The sequence below is a fragment of the Microcoleus sp. Pol10D4 genome (genome assembly GCF_036701555.1).
GTDB lineage: Bacteria > Cyanobacteriota > Cyanobacteriia > Cyanobacteriales > Microcoleaceae > Microcoleus.
The window spans coordinates 100,211-113,538 of record NZ_JAUBRA010000010.1 but is presented as its reverse complement, the minus strand read 5'-3'; the positions used below and the strand labels follow the sequence as shown (position 1 = coordinate 113,538).

Genomic DNA, 13,328 nt, shown 5'->3' with positions numbered 1-13,328 from the left:
GCGCTCTTTGCGTCTTCGCGGTTCGTTCAAAAAATTAAAAAGCGCTATAATAATTGACAACTAACGACGAATGACGAATAACTATGGTGCAATTAACTGCAAAAATCTCTGCTAACGAGTTAGCAAATTTGGCTGTAGATTTGATTCGGGAAACAGGTTGCGAGTACGGTGATGTGCGTTTTTGCAGTTACCGAAGGCAGAATCTTTACGCGCGCGATCGATCTTTAAGTCAACTGTCAGATAATGTAAGTTCCGGTTTTGGCGTGCGAGTGCTTCTAGACGGTGCTTGGGGGTTTGCAGCCAGTCACAGCAAAACACCTGCAGAGGTTGCAAGAATAGTCGCTTTGGCTGTAGAAATCGCTAAAGGCAGCCGCTTAACTCAAAAGGAACCGGTGCGGTTGGTGCCTGTAGAAAAATATGTTGATACCTACATTACTCCCATCGCCATTGATCCTTTTTCTGTACCCGTTGCTGACAAAGCTGAACTACTGTTAAATATCAACGAGCGGCTGCTAGCACACGGCGCACAAGGCATCAAAAAAGCTTCTTCTTTTTTGCAGTTCAGCCGCGAAGACAAGGTTTTTGCTTCTACAGAAGGCTCGCTAATCGAACAAACAATCTACCGCAGCTATCCGGGTTTTGGCTGTACGGCAATTGCGGGTGGCGATGCCCAAAGTCGCAGTTACGAACGCCCGCCGCTGAATATCGGTTACGAACATATTAATCCCGATGATTTGTTGAGTCAAGTCGAAAGAGTTGCGGCCGAAGCTATTGAGAAAGTCCACGCTCCTAAAATCCCTGCTGGTATTTGTAAATCCCTGATTCTTAAGCCGACAAATTTGTATTTGACAATCCACGAATCAGTCGGGCATCCAACTGAATTAGATCGGGTTTACGGCTACGAATCTAATTTTGCTGGTACGAGCTTTGCTACTACTGATAAGTTAAATAAACTGCAATACGCTGCACCTTGGGTGAATTTTAAGTGCGATCGCACTCAACCGGGTGGTCGCGGTACAATGGGTTACGATGATGAGGGAGTAAAATCACAAGATTGGTACGTTGTCAAGGATGGGATTTTAGTCGATTATCTCACTGACAGAGAGACGGCTTATCGCCTCGGACGCGGTAGCAGCAACGGTTCTGCTTACGCTGACAGTTGGTCGAGCGTGCCGATGGTGAGAATTCCCAATTTGGGATTGGAGCCGGGCCCGGATGGCGGCAGCCATACTGCTACTTTGGCAGAGATGATTGCGGATACGGAAGACGGGATTTTAATCGACGGTATGGGTAGTTATTCGATCGACCAGCAGCGGCGCAATTTTCAATTCGGCGGCGATGCTTTTTGGAAAGTGGAAAAAGGTAAAGTTGTCGGTATGTTGAAGGATGTAACTTATCAGGCGATGACTACTGATTTCTGGAATCAAATAGATGCGATCGGGCCGGCTTCGGAGCTGGTTCAGTGCGGTACTCATATATGCGGCAAGGGCGAGCCGGTGCAGGTTGCTCAGATGACTCACGCTTGTGTGCCGGTGCGAGTGAGGGATATTCAAATTGGGGGAAATTCTTAATTAGATTGTAGGTTTTTAATGTGAAAATTCCAGCGGCTGCTATCATACCCGAAGCAAAGTTGACGCGCTATTTACTTGTTCCCAAAGCACAAGATGACAAGTCAAAATTTCTCGCTCAAGGGGGTTTTAGTCAAGATAACCCAGAAGCTTTGTTAGCAGCCATCCAGTTTTTGATAGCGTCGGCTGAGGCAGTAGAAAATGGTGCTAATGAATTCGGAAAGTTCTTTCGCGCCGAAGGTGAGTTGCCCGGGGCTAATGGACGTAATTTAGCAGTTGTTACAATTTGGTTGCAGTGGCAAATTGACGGAAGTTTTCATTTTATTACTCTCAAACCCAAAAAGGAGTCTCGACGTGAAACTTGAACTTTACCAGCGTGTAGCATTGTGTCGGGATATGCCGCTATATCAGCTCAAAAAAGGTGATGTAGCCATGCTAGTCGATCGCGTACCTCATCCAAGGGAAGGTGAAGATGATGGGTGCGTTCTAGAAATATTTAATGCTTTAGGAGAATCGATTTTAGTTGTGGCTGTTTCTCCTTCAGATGTGGAACCTCTGCGAGCAGATGAAGTGTTAGCAGTACGCTCTTTAGTACAGGCGAGTTAACCGTAGTATTGCGGGTCAACCTATTTTCAAATACAACAAATATTCCGGAACTTTAGCTTATGCTCGTAACAACATCGCCCGCACTTTTAAGTGAAGACCAAGCCTTATCTTTACTAGAAAAAGCAGTCAAACTATCCAAAGCAGAGGAAGTATTTGTCAGTCTCTCTACTGGCGAGGAATCTCTTTCGAGATTCTCGGAAAATCAAATCAGCCAAAATATCAGCAAAACTGTATTTAACCTGAGCATTACTAGCTATTTTGGCAACAAAAGCGCCTCTGCTGCTGTTACAGAATTTGATGAAGATGCGATCGCCTCCGCAGTCAAGCGATCGGAAGAATTGGCCCGAATTGCGCCGGCAGACCCCGAATGGATGCCGGTGCTGCCACCTCAAACCTACGATTTGCGATCGCCCGCATTCGACACAGCAACAGCAACTGTATCGCCTCTAGCACGTGCCGAAATGGTGCAGCAAGCGTGCGCGAGATCCTCCCAGGGGGGCGCTCATGGTTCGGGCACTTTGAGCACTGAGGCGTCGCTGTACGCGATCGCCTCGTCAACCGGACTCCGCGCCTGCAACCAATCTACAGAGGCCGATTTCAGCTTTACTGCTCGCATTGACAACGGTTCTAGCTGGGCTCAGAGCACTGCTTGGAGTATCAACGAATTGCCGATCGCCCAATTAGCAGAACAAGTGATCGATCGGGCGATCGCATCCCGCAACCCCCGCGAAGTCACTCCCGGCATTTATCCTGTAATCTTTGACGGTGCTGCTTTTGCGGATTTGCTACCGTGGGTAATTTGGAGTTTGGATGCGAGGGCGGCGGATGAGGGGCGATCGTTTATGTCGATCGCCGATGCAGAGGGAAAACCAGCGGGAAACCGCGCGGGGGAACAAATTTTCAGCCCGTTAGTGCAAGTGCAGCGCGATCCGGCTCATCCTTTGCTGCGATCGAATACTTTTTTCGGCGACGGATTGAGCAATAACTATTTGGAAATCATCAAAGATGGCGTCCCTCAAAGTTTATCTTATTCCCGCTACTGGGCCGCACAAAAAGGCAAAGAAGCAAAAGGTGCTTATTACCCGATCGTGATGACAGGTTCCGACCAAAGTTTAGCAGATTTAATTGCTCAAACCGAGCGAGGAATTTTCGTCAGTCGAGCTTGGTACGTGCGCTACGTTAATCCGAAAACATTGGAAGTAACGGGGATGACTCGCGACGGTACTTTTTGGATTGAAGATGGCAAAATTGCTTACCCGATTAAAAACCTGCGTTTCAATCAAGTTTTACCTGATATGTTGCGCGATGTGGATGCAGTTAGTGCGGTGAAGCGTTACGGCGGTAGTGTCGTGCCCGGAGTGCGCGTGAAAGCTTTTAATTTCACGAGTATTACTGACAGTTTGTGACTTGCAAGGGTGAGGTTCGCGGAAACCCACCCGGAGGAGTAAGAATTATTCATATCTCTCTTCTCTTCATCTGCGTTTATCCGCGTCCATCCATTGTCATCTGCGGTTCAGAAATTCTCTTCTTTTAACCGCAGATGAGGGCAGATAAACACAGATTAACGCAGATTAATTAGATCAATTCCGGTTGCAACGTCCGTGATTGTTGACTGTTGACTCGATTTTACAATTCCGATGGTACCGGATTTGATATAATTTAGGGCGATCGATAAAAACCAATTCCCAATTACCAATTACCAATTATCAATGAATCAATATTTTGCTACAGTTGCGCGCGGTTTAGAAACTATTGCCGCCCAAGAATTAGAACGTTTAGGGGCCCAGGATGTTAAGCCAGATTTTACAGGGGTTTACTTTGCGGGCGATCGCAGTTTATTGTACCGTGTCAATCTGTGGTCGAGAACAATTTTTCGAGTGCTAATGCCGATCGCCGAATTCCGGTGTTACAACTCGGATATGCTCTACCGCGAAGTGCAAAAAATCCCTTGGGACGAATACTTATATCCCGACAATACTTTAGCAGTAAACTGCACCGGCGGCAACGAAAAGTTGAACCACACTCACTTTACAGCTTTGCAGGTCAAAAATGCGATCGCCGACCAACAGCGCCTTCAATTTAACAAGCGTTCTAATGTCGATGTAGAGCATCCCGATTTGCTAATTAACATTCACATTCATCAAGATAGAGCTATTTTAAGTTTAGACAGTTCGGGCGGCAGTTTACACCGCCGGGGATATCGGCCGGCGATGGGGCTTGCTCCCCTCAAAGAAACCCTAGCTGCGGCTTTGTTGGAGATGGCAGAATGGACGCCTGATTTGCCGTTTTTAGACCCGATGTGCGGTTCTGGAACTTTGCCTTTGGAAGCGACGTTAAAGGGCTTGAATATTGCACCGGGATTGTTTCGAGAAAAGTTTGGATTTATGAGTTGGCGGGATTTTGACGAACCTTTGTGGGATAAATTGTGGGCCGAAGCTGAAAATAGTGAGTTACCGGAACTGAAAGAGGTGGTTGCTGGGTGCGATCGCGATTCCGATATGTTAACTCAAGCTCGCACGAACGCGCAGCAAGCGGGTATTTCGGGTAAAATTCAGTTTGCTCAAACCGAGTTATCCCAATTGGAAGCACCCGCAGACAGAGGCGTTCTGATTTGCAATCCTCCCTACGGAGAAAGGCTGGGAGATGCTAGCGAATTGGGAGATTTGTACAAGATGTTGGGCGATATTTTCAAGAATCGTTTTAAAGGTTGGAATGCGTTTATTTTGACTGGAAATAAGGAGTTGGGTAAAAAGGTGGGACTCAGGACATCGCGGCGAATTCCGGTTTTTAATGGATCGATTCCGTGTACTTTGCTCAAGTATGAACTGTATTAAATATTTATAGAACATATCTCACTAAACTTGACAAGAGCCACGATTAATTGGAAGAGGCTAGGCTAAATGAAAATCTTTGAAATTGACGACCACAAACTCATCTTAGGAGATGTGTTAGAAGTGCTTGAGAGTGAAATTCAAGACAACTCAATAGATTTAATTTTTGCCGATCCTCCCTATAATATTGGCAAAAATTTCAATGGTTTTAAAGACAAGTGGGAATTTGAAAGCGATTATTTAGAATGGAGTTATAGTTGGTTGAACTTATGTATTAATAAGCTCAAGCATAACGGGAGTTTGTATCTAATGGCGTCAACTCAAAGTATGCCATACTTTGATTTATATTTGCGCGATCGTTTAACAATCCTTTCTCGAATAGTGTGGTATTATGACAGTTCGGGCGTACAAGCAAAAAAATTTTACGGCTCTCTTTACGAACCAATTTTATATTGCGTCAAGGACAAACGAAATTATACATTCAATTCCTCCGATATTCTGGTAGAGGCGAAAACCGGATCTGTTAGAAAACTAATTGACTACCGCAAGGCTACACCATCAGTATATAATTCTCAAAAAGTTCCAGGTAATGTGTGGGAGTTTCCGCGAGTGAGATATCGTATGCCTGAGTATGAGGAACATCCTACCCAGAAACCAACATCATTGTTAGAAAGAATTATCAAAGCCAGTAGTAATGAGGGCGATGTTGTACTAGATATATTTTCGGGAACTTTTACCACATCATTTGTGGCCAAGCAGCTTAATAGAAGGTCAATTGGAATAGAATTACAAGAAAAGTATCTACAAATAGGATTGCGGAGGTTGCAAATTACCCTGGATGAGAGTGAAGAGGCTCTCATGTCTAAAGTCAACTCCGGTGAAGTTTCGCCACAGCAGCTAACGTTAAACTTACAACTCTAATAAAAATGGAACATGAATTTACAAAAATAATTAAGACCATTTTAGAGGATAAGTTTGGCGACGTGGGGTATCAAATATTGCGTGAAAGCCAGCTAATTTTATATTTGAATATCAAGACTAAATCTTCAAATAAAGGCTCAAAATCAAGAGGAAGTTTTGCCAACTTATACGCAATCTATGTTTTAGTTGAAGATTATTTGGTGAAAAAATTTGATCAGACAGGAATGTATTCAGATTATGAAGGTGCAGTTTATACGAATCTTTTTAAGAGACAGCGTGAATTACCATTCGGGCAAAAGCTTCAAAATCATGGCTTGAACCATAGGATGAATGAAGAATTTAAAAGATATTTTCCCACTTGTGAGTTCATCCCAATTTTGAGAAATCAGAAAACTAACAGGTATTGGTTTAACGAAAATTTATTAAAAGTCAAAATCAATGAGAATGAATACAATATAGCAGAAACAGTAATCCACATAATTGATGCTTACGTTGAAGCTAAGAGAGATAGCTTTGAAAAGTTTATTCAAATTTGTAAAGATGCTCAAAGATTGACAGAGGTTCAAGTCAGAGAATTTATCAAACAAATGGTAGCGCCAAATGTAGATGCTCGAATTTTCGAGATAGTCAGCTACAGTATATTAAAATACTACTACAATGACCGAGTTATTTATTGGGGTTATGCACTAGACAGACTCCAGCAAGAAAATTTAAAGCTGTTTAAAACAGGTAGGACAAATGCTAATGATGGGGGAATTGACTTTGTAATGAAACCCCTAGGACGTTTTTTTCAGGTGACTGAAACTGTAGATGTAAATAAATATTTCCTAGACATTGATAAAATTGAAAGGTATCCGATAACATTTGTAGTGAAATCTTTAGATTCAGATGTAGAAATTAAATCAAAGATTGAAGCACAAGCTCGAAAGCTGTATGCAATAAATGCTATAGTATCTCAGTACATGGAATGTATAGAAGAAATAATAAATGTTCCTATTCTGATAGAAAGATTTGAACAAGCTGTTGCCAAAGGGTACTTAAGCAATATATTGAGCGAGATTATTAAGCAGAGCAGAGTAGAATTTAATTATGAAGATGAGGAAGAAAGTCTGGAAATTGAATTATTAGACGTTGCTCTAGAGGATGAATGATTCAGTCATAAAGTCCGCCTGCTTTAGACAATTATTGTTTCCTTACCTTTAACATTTACACCGGCAACAAAGAAACGTGAGCGGAAACAATCTTCCACCCTTCGGGAAACTTGCGCCACATCTGACTCTGCCGCCCCAGCCGCACCACTCCACCCATTACACGGCGAAATTCCAGCGTCACAGCCGCCGTGTCTGCATCGAAAGTCACAACTTTGAGGTTGAACATTTCTCGATCGACATTTACAGGCGATCGTCCTTTGCGAAAAGCCCTCACCTCATCGCTCCCGTACAGGTTCTCCGTTACCCCAAACCGCACGACTTCCGGCGCATCCCAGAACAAATTATCGAGAGTTTCAATATCATTCGTACAAAGAGCTTTTTCGTATTTTAAATATAGTTCAGTTAACTCAGGCACCACAGCAGAATCATTGATAACCGTCATAAATTTGAGATTTTAAAACTCTTAAATTTCACAGGTTTTATTTGCAATAAGGACTAAATTCCTTATTGCAAACGCAACTAATTAGAGAAAATTAATGCTCAATTTTGAGCGAAATAATCTTGTCACCTTGGCGGATAGCATTGACGACTGACATATCCTCAGTTTTGCCAAAAGTTGTGTGAACTCCATCTAAATGAGACTGGGGAGAATGGCAAATAAAGAATTGGCTACCACCCGTATCTTTACCTGCGTGAGCCATCGATAAAGTTCCTGCCAAATGTTTGTTCGAGTTGATTTCGCACTTGATTTTGTAGCCGGGGCCGCCCGTTCCATTGCCTTTTGGACAGCCACCTTGAATCATAAAGTTAGGAATGACTCGGTGAAAAGCCAATCCATCGTAAAAACCTTTTTCCGCCAAGTCAACAAAATTCTTCACTGTGTTAGGCGCATCCGCATCGAACAATTCCAAATTGATTGTGCCTTTGTCGGTTTCCATTATAGCGCGGGTCATGATTTTTCCTTGCTTCCTAAAATGAGTGTGTTGCCTGCGTGTTAATTGCGGACTTCGCTTTTATAGCGACAGGTTTCAAACTGTCGTTATATTGTGGCTTTCAGAAGTGTAGCATATTCCCGCAACTCTCATAGGACTTATGTGCGCTTTCCGAGGAAACCCGGTTTATTGCGAGATTTCTGGTTAGCAAAGCCAATATTTTCCCAGATACCGAGTTTGTTACCCTCCGTCATATTTTAATCGTTGGTCACTTGCGGGCGAGCGGGTTCTTCCTGAATATCGCTCATATTAAAAATGAAAGGAACCCGACTCGAACCTGCGCCCATCACTAGCACTTTTGGCATCTGAGCGCCGCCGCTTCTCCAAGCTTCGATCGCCTCTTTTTGCAGAACTAAATCGCCACCTTGAGCCTTCAAAGTTTCCGCCAAAAGTCTTTGAGCTTCAGCCCTACCTTGAGCGCGGTTAATATCAGCTTGAGCCTGTTGTTCTGCTTCCTGAGCCACATAAACAGCCCTTTGCGCTCGCTGTTCAGCAACCTGTTTCTCCTCAACCGCTTTCGCAAAATCTGTGGAGAATCGAATGTTAACAACGCTCGTATCGAGCACGATTACATCATACTTCGATAGCCTTTCCTTCAGCGCAGTATCAAAGTCTCGCTTCAGTTCACTTCTTTGAGTAATAGATTGTTCGGCGGTTCTCAGTGCAGCGGCTGTTTTAAATGCTTCTTGCGTCTGAGGAGCAATAATTTTTGAAACTATATTCTCCAATGTTCCTTGAGTCCTTCGGACATCAACTATTCTCGCAGGATCGAGGCGAAAGTTGATCGCAAAACTGGCATTTAAATCCTGAAGGTCTTTAGTAGCACTCTGGGCGGGAACTTCAAATTTTTGCACTGTTACATCGTACACATCTACCTTGGAGATAAGCGGGGGTCTGAGGTGAAATCCCTCTAACAATGCTCCATCTCTGGCTTTTCCTAAAACGCTGACCACCCCTGCTTGACCTGGATTGATCACGACAAAAGAGTTTAAGCCGAGGAGTAGCGCGCCTACTAATAGAATCCCAGCGATTGCTGATGATATGCTCTGGAAACTTTGACTTTTCAACTTACACGCTCCTTTGTGATGATTCCATTATAATGGTTAAATGGATTGGGCAGTCTCTAAAGTCTAAAATCTAAAATTAAAAGCTAAAATGGATGGGGTCGCCTCTCAAATCAAAAATCTAAAATGGATGGGCTGATGCTCAAAATTGTTAAATATCCTAGAACTTATCACATCGAGGGTTCGCGTTTCCAACCAGGTGATGAAGACCTCGACAGCGTGCCATTTAGCGCCCTGATCGATCGCCCGACAGTGATTGAAGAAAAGGTAGACGGCGCTAATACAGGCATCAGCTTCGCACCAGATGGACAAATGCTGCTGCAAAGTCGCGGCCACTATCTCACCGGCGGGCCGAGGGAAAAACATTTTAACTTATTCAAACAGTGGGCTTTCAGTCTCAGCGGAGTCCTGGGAGAAGTGCTGGGAAATCGCTACATTCTTTACGGCGAATGGCTGTATGCGAAACACACTGTCTTTTATGATTTTTTGCCGCACTATTTTATGGAATACGATGTGCTCGACTTAGAAAAAAATCAATTTTTGAGTACAGAATCCCGCCGCAATTTGTTAAGCGGACTGCCGTTAGTGTCCGTTCCCGTGCTGTTTTCTGGAGTGCTGAAATCGCCCAAGCAAATGATGCACTTTATGGAAAAATCTAATTTTATTCAACCCGGACATTTGGATCGGTTGCGTTTGTACTGCGGGGAATTGGGATTAGATGAAGAACGGTGTTTGAAAGAGACTGACAAGAGCGATCGCATGGAGGGCCTGTACATAAAAGTAGAAGAAGAGGGCATAGTAAAGGCGCGTTACAAATACGTGCGTGCCAGTTTTTTGACGGCTATTAAAAATGCCGAAGGACATTGGTTGAATCGCCCAATTATACCCAATATTCTGCGTCCCGGCGCAGATTTATTTAATTTTAGTTAACCAGCAGGTGAATTTATGAATGCACTGTTATCGCCCTCGCCGCCTTGGACTTTTCCCTTTTGTCCCGAACCGCCCAATTGGTTCCTGGATTGGGAAGGTATTCAAACGCATTTCGACTGGATTGACAGCCTCAAAGGATGTCAGCAAGACCCGATTTACCACGCCGAAGGAGATGTTTTTATTCACACCAAAATGGTCTGCGAAGCATTAATATCTTCTCCAAATTGGCGGCAGCTTCCCACAAAAGAGCGATCGATACTTTTTGCCGCCGCTTTGCTGCACGATGTCGCCAAACCAATCTTTACAAAAATCGAAGCCGACGGCAGAATTAGTTCAAAAGGTCACGCCCGCCAAGGTGCGAGAATGGTCAGACAAATTTTATCCCAATTCGATCCGCCTGTGCAGTTTGACATTCGCGAAACAGTTGTGGCGATCGTCCAATTCGGCAGTTTACCCATCTGGCTGATCGACAAACCCAACCCGCAGCAGTCTGTAATTAAAGTTAGTCAAGTTGTCCGCTGCGATTTCCTCGCACTTTTAGCCGAAGCAGACGTGCGCGGCCGACTGTGTAGCGACAGACAAGAACTGCTCGATAAAATAGAACTATTTCGGGAGTTTTGTCAAGAAAATAATTGTTTGGATTCTCCCCGACAATTCCCATCAGCACACAGCCGATTTATCTACTTCCGCAAAGAGAATGGAAACCCGGACTACGAAGCATTTGACGACACTAAATGCGAAGTAATTTTGATGTCTGGCTTACCAGGAAGCGGTAAAGATTATTGGATTCGGAAAAATCTCCCAGATTTGCCAGTAATCTCGCTGGATGCACTGCGAAAAGAGATGAATGTCCCTCCCGACGAAACTCCCGGCAATGTAATAATGGAAGCCAAAAATAGAGCGCGGGAATATATGAGATTGGGGCGTTCTTTTATATGGAATGCTACCAACACTACTAAACAAATGCGCCAGCAATTAATAAATTTCTTTGCAGATTATCAAGCGCGAATTCGCATTGTTTACCTGGAAGTACCTCTCGAAGAAATATTGCAGCGGAATCGATCGCGCACAGCAACAGTACCGGAAGCAGTCATTCGCAAATTAGCTGCGCGGCTGGATATTCCAGATATCACAGAAGCGCATCAAGTCGATCGGATCGTAACCGATTAGGTTACTTTAGGGGCGATTCGCCGCAGTTAGCCGTATTACTTCAACGCGCTACCAATTGCTTTTTCCCTAAAATAGAATCGTTATAATGCGCCAACAAATCAGCAGGGTGATCGTAAATTTCCGCAGCATTTGCCAGCGAAGCATCATCGAAACCTCCGCACCGAAAAGCAATTACAGGCACCCCGCACTTGCCCGCAGCTTCGATATCGTAAGGAGTATCAGCTAACATCACAGTCTGACTCGCTTCCATCTGCAATTTGCTCAAAGCAGCTTCCACAATATCCGGTTCCGGTTTAGAAGCTTCCGCATCGCTAGATGTCGTGGCTTGATCCAATAAATCGTCAACTTGTGCAGCTTTCAGCAAACCGGAAAGTTCTTCAGTGGTAGATGAAGTAGCAATAATTAGCCGCAATCCTTCTTGCTGCATTTTTAACAGCAAATCCCGCGAACCGGGGGTTGGAGAAAGATCGGGAGAAAAGCGGTTAATAATCAGTTCTTTGCGCCGCTGTGCAATCTTTTTCCCGTCGCCTGCTTCGTCGGAAAGTCCTGATACCATTTTGGGTATAACTTTGTCGCCTCCCATGCCAATTAGCGGGCGAACTTTCTCGAACGGCACCTCGTAGCCGTAAGCCGCAAATGACTCTACCCAAGCTTGAGCGTGGGCGTCATTGCTGAGCGTCAGAGTACCGTCAATATCGAGAATTACTGCTTGCAATTCCATAAGTTATTTGCTCTTATTTATTAGACTTCTTGCCAAAACCTGATTTGTATTAAAAACTTCAGTTGTTAACTAATTAATTAGCAAATCAGCGAGTAAAGTTCTTACTACGAACCTGTAGTTAGTAGTAAGAACTTTAGTTTTTCGGAGGTTAGTAGTAAGGACGTTATTCCTTGATTACTTAATTAGTCAATCGGGGAATGCCCACCTTACTATTAACTTTTTGAGTGGCTATTTCATGCCAGTGCCGTGCAATTTTGGTTCGGGCGGCGGCGGTACTGGTTCTGGCCCTAACGGTTGGGGATTGGCTACATATTCAAACTCGCCTTTGCCGTCCATTGATTTGCCTTTCGCCCAGCGTCCCTCGCTACTTTCGGAACCTTCAGAATGATTCCAAAACTGATAAGCAAATTCTGATTTTTCCAACTCCTGCGGGAAGGAACTCGGAACGGGGGTTGTTTCTATTCCCGAACTTTCTAAATCTTCGATCGCCGCCAGCCACAAATTTTGGTGCATCGTGTCGCGGGCGATCATAAAACTCAGGGTGTCTTTCACGCCCGGATCGTCTGACATTTCATACATCCGCACAGCCTGCAATCTTCCTTGCGATTCGGCGTGCAAATTCGAGCGAAAATCTGCTAAAAGATTGCCGCTAGCAACGATATAACGACCGTTCCAGGGATACCCTACGCTGTCGCTAGGAAGTGCGCCCAAACCCGATACAATTGCGTGCTGCGGATTCATGCTGCTGGCGATCGCATCTCGCGGGCTGTTTCCACCCATCACAGCACCCACCACAGCATCCTTGAAACCGTCTTCTTGCACAGATACAGGAGCTTTATCTAACAAGTGAGCAATCATAGTTGCTAGCATCTCGATATGCCCGATTTCTTCTGTACCGACATCAAGCAGCATATCGCGATATTTAGCAGGGCCTCGGCAGTTCCAACCTTGAAATAGGTACTGCATCATCACAGTCATTTCGCCAAATGTACCGCCAATTAGTTCTTGTATTTTCTTGGCGTAAACTGCATCTGGCTTTTCTGGTCTTTTGTAATACTGTAGTGGCTTCTTATGGTAAAACATGAGGAATTCCTTCCAAGTGTTTTTGATTAACTTTCATTAGTTGTAACGCTGCCAACGATCGAGGCGAATCAGCTTTTAGTCAGAAAGAAATTAACTCAAACCCGGTTATTTCTATCACTTTGGTTTAATGCGGTTTTTCGGGCCCGGTAACTAAAGACCATATTAAATTTGGTCGATCGTACATTCTATTTAAACAAACACAGCGCTGTGTCCTCCGGGTGTCAAAAAATACGTCAAAACCGCCCTGCTGCTGGGGTTTTTACCCCTATTGGAGAGCGGTTTTTCTGGTTT

14 protein-coding genes are annotated in these 13,328 nt (G+C 44.3%); 9 read left to right on the top strand and 5 right to left on the bottom strand.

All coding sequences use genetic code 11. From position 1 onward, the window contains the following. Positions 1-83: 83 nt before the first annotated feature. The 7 genes from QUA36_RS08265 (at position 84) to QUA36_RS08235 (ending at position 7,077) form a co-directional block, all read left to right on the top strand. Positions 84-1,571, top strand: a complete 1,488-nt coding sequence (locus tag QUA36_RS08265) for a TldD/PmbA family protein (RefSeq protein ID WP_333456660.1) — start codon at positions 84-86, stop codon at positions 1,569-1,571. Between the two features lie 20 nt (positions 1,572-1,591). After that, positions 1,592-1,933, top strand: coding sequence for a DUF6883 domain-containing protein (locus QUA36_RS08260; protein ID WP_333456658.1), 342 nt, complete (start codon positions 1,592-1,594; stop codon positions 1,931-1,933). Continuing rightward, on the top strand, positions 1,923-2,174 hold the full coding sequence (locus QUA36_RS08255; RefSeq protein WP_333144873.1) for a DUF4926 domain-containing protein: 252 nt from the start codon (positions 1,923-1,925) through the stop codon (positions 2,172-2,174). The genes QUA36_RS08260 and QUA36_RS08255 overlap by 11 nt, the downstream gene beginning before the upstream one ends. 59 nt (positions 2,175-2,233) lie before the next feature. Next, positions 2,234-3,580, top strand: coding sequence for a TldD/PmbA family protein (locus QUA36_RS08250; RefSeq protein WP_333456656.1), 1,347 nt, complete (start codon positions 2,234-2,236; stop codon positions 3,578-3,580). 303 nt (positions 3,581-3,883) lie between these two features. Continuing rightward, on the top strand, positions 3,884-5,008 hold the full coding sequence (locus tag QUA36_RS08245) for a THUMP domain-containing protein (RefSeq protein ID WP_333456654.1): 1,125 nt from the start codon (positions 3,884-3,886) through the stop codon (positions 5,006-5,008). 66 nt (positions 5,009-5,074) lie between these two features. Then, a complete protein-coding gene (gene yhdJ / locus QUA36_RS08240; protein WP_333455700.1) occupies positions 5,075-5,926 on the top strand; it encodes an adenine-specific DNA-methyltransferase in 852 nt (283 codons plus the stop codon). A 5-nt stretch (positions 5,927-5,931) separates the two neighbouring features. Continuing rightward, complete coding sequence (locus QUA36_RS08235; RefSeq protein WP_333456651.1) at positions 5,932-7,077, top strand: restriction endonuclease; 1,146 nt, start codon at positions 5,932-5,934, stop codon at positions 7,075-7,077. Between the two features lie 55 nt (positions 7,078-7,132). Here the strand turns inward: QUA36_RS08235 and hpxZ are convergent, their stop codons facing one another. The 3 genes from hpxZ to QUA36_RS08220 all read right to left on the bottom strand — a co-directional run bounded on the left by hpxZ (position 7,133) and on the right by QUA36_RS08220 (position 9,136). After that, positions 7,133-7,519 (bottom strand): oxalurate catabolism protein HpxZ, encoded by a 387-nt coding sequence (hpxZ, locus tag QUA36_RS08230; protein ID WP_333456649.1) that lies wholly within the window; start codon positions 7,517-7,519, stop codon positions 7,133-7,135. 91 nt (positions 7,520-7,610) lie between these two features. Next, positions 7,611-8,030, bottom strand: coding sequence for a peptidylprolyl isomerase (locus QUA36_RS08225; protein ID WP_332982885.1), 420 nt, complete (start codon positions 8,028-8,030; stop codon positions 7,611-7,613). 236 nt (positions 8,031-8,266) lie between these two features. Continuing rightward, positions 8,267-9,136 (bottom strand): prohibitin family protein, encoded by an 870-nt coding sequence (locus QUA36_RS08220; protein ID WP_333456310.1) that lies wholly within the window; start codon positions 9,134-9,136, stop codon positions 8,267-8,269. 135 nt (positions 9,137-9,271) lie between these two features. Here QUA36_RS08220 and QUA36_RS08215 point away from each other — a divergent pair, with 135 nt between their 5' ends. Beyond that, positions 9,272-10,063: an RNA ligase family protein gene (locus QUA36_RS08215; protein WP_333456647.1), complete on the top strand. Its 792-nt coding sequence runs from the start codon at positions 9,272-9,274 to the stop codon at positions 10,061-10,063. Positions 10,064-10,078: 15 nt separating this feature from the next. Continuing rightward, positions 10,079-11,233 carry an AAA family ATPase gene (locus tag QUA36_RS08210; RefSeq protein ID WP_333456645.1) on the top strand — a complete coding sequence of 385 codons (1,155 nt, stop codon included), beginning with the start codon at positions 10,079-10,081 and terminating at the stop codon, positions 11,231-11,233. 40 nt (positions 11,234-11,273) lie between these two features. Here the strand turns inward: QUA36_RS08210 and QUA36_RS08205 are convergent, their stop codons facing one another. Both QUA36_RS08205 and QUA36_RS08200 read right to left on the bottom strand, forming a co-directional pair. Then, on the bottom strand, positions 11,274-11,954 hold the full coding sequence (locus QUA36_RS08205; protein WP_333456643.1) for an HAD family hydrolase: 681 nt from the start codon (positions 11,952-11,954) through the stop codon (positions 11,274-11,276). Between the two features lie 228 nt (positions 11,955-12,182). Further along, entirely contained in the window at positions 12,183-13,037 is an 855-nt protein-coding gene (locus QUA36_RS08200; protein ID WP_333158995.1) for a manganese catalase family protein, read from the bottom strand. Between the last annotated feature and the right edge of the window lie 291 nt (positions 13,038-13,328).

What these genes read in the sequence shown, in the direction of transcription:
- QUA36_RS08210 (WP_333456645.1), top strand. Translation starts at nt 10,079, where the DNA reads ATGAATGCACTGTTATCGCCCTCGCCGCCTTGGACTTTTCCCTTTTGT.
- hpxZ (WP_333456649.1), bottom strand. Translation starts at nt 7,519, where the DNA reads ATGACGGTTATCAATGATTCTGCTGTGGTGCCTGAGTTAACTGAACTA.
- QUA36_RS08235 (WP_333456651.1), top strand. Translation starts at nt 5,932, where the DNA reads ATGGAACATGAATTTACAAAAATAATTAAGACCATTTTAGAGGATAAG.
- QUA36_RS08250 (WP_333456656.1), top strand. Translation starts at nt 2,234, where the DNA reads ATGCTCGTAACAACATCGCCCGCACTTTTAAGTGAAGACCAAGCCTTA.
- QUA36_RS08205 (WP_333456643.1), bottom strand. Translation starts at nt 11,954, where the DNA reads ATGGAATTGCAAGCAGTAATTCTCGATATTGACGGTACTCTGACGCTC.
- QUA36_RS08215 (WP_333456647.1), top strand. Translation starts at nt 9,272, where the DNA reads ATGCTCAAAATTGTTAAATATCCTAGAACTTATCACATCGAGGGTTCG.
- QUA36_RS08225 (WP_332982885.1), bottom strand. Translation starts at nt 8,030, where the DNA reads ATGACCCGCGCTATAATGGAAACCGACAAAGGCACAATCAATTTGGAA.
- QUA36_RS08200 (WP_333158995.1), bottom strand. Translation starts at nt 13,037, where the DNA reads ATGTTTTACCATAAGAAGCCACTACAGTATTACAAAAGACCAGAAAAG.
- QUA36_RS08245 (WP_333456654.1), top strand. Translation starts at nt 3,884, where the DNA reads ATGAATCAATATTTTGCTACAGTTGCGCGCGGTTTAGAAACTATTGCC.
- yhdJ (WP_333455700.1), top strand. Translation starts at nt 5,075, where the DNA reads ATGAAAATCTTTGAAATTGACGACCACAAACTCATCTTAGGAGATGTG.
- QUA36_RS08265 (WP_333456660.1), top strand. Translation starts at nt 84, where the DNA reads ATGGTGCAATTAACTGCAAAAATCTCTGCTAACGAGTTAGCAAATTTG.